This is a genomic window from Mycobacterium sp. (assembly GCF_032162105.1).
In the GTDB taxonomy this organism is placed as follows: Bacteria; Actinomycetota; Actinomycetes; order Mycobacteriales; family Mycobacteriaceae; genus Mycobacterium.
The window spans coordinates 1-3,036 of sequence record NZ_JAVRPS010000419.1 but is presented as its reverse complement, the minus strand read 5'-3'; the positions used below and the strand labels follow the sequence as shown (position 1 = coordinate 3,036).

The following is a 3,036-nucleotide window of genomic DNA, read 5'->3' as shown; positions in this document are numbered from 1 at the left end:
GCGAAGTGAGCAGCACCGGCGCGTGACCCCGCACGTCGATGGTCGCGGCGAGCCCGCCGGGCGACAGCTCGAGTGCGGTCCCTGTCGGTAAGTCGTTTGCACCGAACTCTTCCCGCGCGGTGACGCTCTGCAGCTCGACCAGCGGGTCGCCCGCCGTCTGCACGTATCCGATGCCGAACCGCGGCGCTCCGGGGATGCGCATGTCGACGGCGTGGACGTGCGTGCCGTCATCGAGGTGCAACGCGCTCCACACCCAGTCCATGCCCCACCAGTCCCTGGCCGCCCACGAATGGTCGCGTTGGCCGGGCGCGTCCCGGAACGCGAACGTGCGGCCGTCGACGGTGGCGGTGCCCGTCACGGTGCACGGGATCTCGTAGCGCGTCGTGATCCGGTACTGATACGGCGTGCCCACGGTGGTCCACGTCAGGTTCATCGTCACGTCGACGGGCCGGCCGGATTCGCCGTGCAACAAACCTGCCGGGTCATCGTAGGCCTCACTCCGGCCGCGCAGCGTCACCCGAAAGGTCTGCAGGGGTTCGGCGGCGTCGAGCGTCAGGTCGATCTCGTCGGTGGTGACGTGGGTGTGGGCTTCGGGCAGGTCGGCCTCGAAGTCGAGCACGGCGATGGTCGGCATGCCGGGGCCGCACAGCAGCGCGTTGATCCAGGCGTGCCCCTGATTGGGGATCAGCCCGAGCCGGATCCACCCGCCGACGTTCTGGTCCGGGTCGGCGAAGTCGAAGTACCAGCTCTCGCTCCACAGCGGTTCGTCGGTCGCCGGGTGCGCGCCTTCGTCTTCGGCGTGGGGCTGCAACGGTTCCGGGGTCGACGGCGGCGGCAGGATGGCCAGCGCATCGGTGTCGATGACGTGTTGGCAATGACGCTCGATCATCGTCATGAACATCTGGTCGCCGCGTTCGGTGCGCGCGACGAGCATCGGCGAGACGATCGCCATCACGACGCCGAAGAAGCTCTGCCGCCGCACCCCCTCCCTGACGTCGTCGAGGCTCAGTGGCGACCCGGGTCCGAGCGCGTCGTGGTAGGCGCGCAGCAGGTCGTCGTAGTGATCGCGACGGAGCCGCACCGGCAGTGCGCAGCCGAGGAAGTAGGCGACGTCGGTCTGCGCGGGACCCCACGTGACGGTCTGCCAGTCGACCACCGTCAGCGGGCGCTCGGCACCGGCATCGCCGAACAGCATGTTGTCCAGCCGGTAGTCACCGTGGATCAGGCCCTGCGGGTGCCCGGGCTCCCCCTCCTGCGCGAGGTAGGCGTCGAACGTTGCGACCAGTCGCTCGCACACGTCGCGGTGCGCGGGCGCGATCCGATCGGCGTAGCGGTCGGCGAACCCGGCGTAGAGGGTGGCGATCAGTCCCTGGCTGAGGGGTGATTCCCGGTTGAGCCATTGCGCGCCCGCCAGAGCCGGGTCGCCGAGCAGCGGGCCGTGTACGCCCCCCAACTGGGTCAGTGCGAGAGTGGCCTGTTCGACTGTGGCGCCACGGATCTCGTCGCCGACGACAGCGGGGGTGGCGTCACCCAACAGCAGGTCGAACACGCCCGTCTCCGGGTCGTAGGCATGGTGATAGCACGGTGCGACCGGACCATTGAGTCCCGGCGCGATGTCCGCGTAGAACCGGACCTCGCGTTCGTAGAGGCCAAGGGCGAGCCCGGTCTGCCTGCTGCTGGGATCGGCCGCGGCGACCTTGAGCACCACCGACGCCGGTCCCGTCGCGCCGGCGGCGTAACTCAGCGCGACGCGGTAGCACTCGCTCATCTGCCCGGTGCCGATGCGCTCTACCGTGAACTCGGTGACCGTGCCCGCCCCGATCGCGGAGGTCAGCCATTCGGCGGTCAGATCGGCGGGGCGTTCGATGAGCGTGTCTTTTGTCGGGTGCACCCGAGCATCGTTAGTCACGATTTGACGGGTGTCAACTAATGGTGCGCGCTGGTCGTCGCCGTGTGCGCGCCGGCGACGTCGAGCGCCGGGTTGCGGTCGAAGAACCCGTAGGGCTTCAGCCAGAACGACACGACGTCGACGGGCATCACCGGCCAGTCCTCGGGGCGGGTGATGTGGTGGATGCCGAACACGTACCACAGCACCACGTCGGTGTTCTCGATCGAACGGTCGGCCTTGGTCCACTCGCCAAGGCCGGTGTCGTCGGCCGACTGGTTGACGAACTCCCCTGCGGGCCAACGCTCGTCGGGATGGTTCGGCGTCACCCAGAGGGTGTGCCCGATGACGTTGGCGCGCTGCAGCACCGGTGACATCGGGTCGAACATCGGGGGAAGCGCACCCGTCGGCACCAGCTTGTAGGACGGGTGGGTGCCGAGCCCGTTGGTGACGTTGGTGTTGACCACCTTCCACGCCCGCTGGGTGGCGAAGTCGACGTCCTGGCGGCCCTCGGCCTCGGTGCGCAGCGCGACGTTGCGCAGCACCAGCGAAAGGCCATAGGGATTGTCGGGTCCGATCGGTTCGGCGTACGACTCGGTCATGTACGCCGTGTTGTCGGTGCCGTCGACGTCCAGATCCAGCCGGGCCACCAAAAAGTGTTGGTGGATGGGCGGATACGTGCGTTCGTCCACCAGGGTGCCATTGGGATTGGGCGCTCCAGCGGCCAGCGGCGTGGTGACCATGATTCCGGTTGCACGCACCTCGCACTCGATGTTGCCGTCCTGGTAGAGCCGCCAGTAGACGAGGTACTCGTAGTTGGCGACCGTGACGTGGAAGGACACCGTCAGCCGCCGCATCCTGCGCACCTCGGCGCCAGCGTCGTGGTCGACGTGCTTCCACAGCACCGCGTTGTCCTCTTCGTGGATGCACACGGCGTTGGCGATCGTGTACGGCTCGCCTGAGCTGTCGTGCAGTACCGCGTCGAGGTAGCGGATCTCGCCGAGGCAGTCGCAACCCAATTCCAGTGACGTGGTCATGAAGCCAAGACCCCACTCGCCGATGTCGAAGGCGGTGCGCCGGTAGTGGTCGGCCGACGAGTCGCGGTAGGGCACCACCATCTCGGCGAAGGACATCCGGTGGGCCACCGAGCG

At 68.1% G+C, this 3,036-nt stretch carries 2 protein-coding genes; both read right to left on the bottom strand.

Translation table 11 applies throughout. The annotated features are described in order from the left end of the window. Window positions 1–1,891, bottom strand: a 1,891-nt coding sequence (locus tag QOC69_RS21345; RefSeq protein ID WP_526443282.1) for a DUF7064 domain-containing protein, incomplete at its 3' end; no start/stop codon positions are given. A 35-nt stretch (window positions 1,892–1,926) separates the two neighbouring features. Continuing rightward, a partial coding sequence (locus tag QOC69_RS21340) for a copper amine oxidase (protein ID WP_526443280.1) occupies window positions 1,927–3,036 on the bottom strand: 1,110 nt, incomplete at its 5' end.